This is a genomic window from Acinetobacter endophylla (assembly GCF_053543775.1).
The window spans coordinates 1-414 of sequence record NZ_JBLVOM010000150.1 but is presented as its reverse complement, the minus strand read 5'-3'; the positions used below and the strand labels follow the sequence as shown (position 1 = coordinate 414).

At 56.0% G+C, this 414-nt stretch carries 1 protein-coding gene; it reads left to right on the top strand.

Going from position 1 to position 414, the window contains the following annotated elements; all coding sequences use genetic code 11:
- Positions 1 to 414, top strand: a 414-nt coding sequence (locus ACNPNW_RS06095; RefSeq protein ID WP_527890969.1) for a 5-oxoprolinase subunit C family protein, incomplete at both ends; no start/stop codon positions are given.

Here is a 414-nt window from a genome sequence, read left to right as displayed (position 1 = left end):
CATATGCTGAAGGGATTTAAGCCGAGTGAACCTGCGATTGAGGTTCTGGACGGCGGTGTTCAGACTACAGTTCAGGACTTTCCCGGACGGGTTGGCTACTGGGATATTGGTGTTCCGCCTTCAGGCCCGATGGACCGGCTTGCTTTTCGGATGGGCAACCGCTTGCTGGGGAACAGTGATCAGGCTGCCGGATTGGAAATGACGCTGCGAGGAGGTTCTTTCCAGTTCAGGGACAACATGCTGTTCTGCCTGACCGGCGCGGATATGAATGCGGTTCTTGACGGAATTCCCGTTCCATTATATACCCCCGTACAGGCTGCTGCCGGAACGGTATTGACCTTGGGCGAAGCCGTCTCCGGGATGCGGGCTTATCTGCTTGTAGCGGGAGGACTAGATATGCCTTTGACACTCGGC